The organism is Bradyrhizobium sp. Kon37, from assembly GCF_055807535.1.
The window spans coordinates 1-273 of record NZ_JBVVOY010000264.1; the positions used below are offsets into that span (position 1 = coordinate 1).

The window sequence follows — 273 nt, forward strand, 5'->3', positions numbered from 1 at the left end:
GGCTTGAGCAAGGGGCTTCGCATTCCGCATTTATCTTCGGCTTTCTCGCGCGACAACACGCGCCAGTCAATTATCCGCGCAGAGCGACTGGCCGCCGAACTGATTGAAAATATCGATCGGCTGTTTGCCCCTCTTCCTCTCGATGAGGGAAATAGGGCGCAGCGCGCTCGAGCGGTCGACCAGCGCAAGCGTGTATTGGCGGATTGGCGCAGGCCGCACGCGACAGCAATGGCGATGAGACAGCATGGCGTTCTGAAGCCTTGCCCCACGCTG

1 pseudogene is annotated in these 273 nt (G+C 60.1%); it reads left to right on the forward strand.

Going from position 1 to position 273, the window contains the following annotated elements:
- Nucleotides 1–273 (forward strand): annotated as a pseudogene (locus AC0L3J_RS38080) (hypothetical protein); the annotation flags it as partial.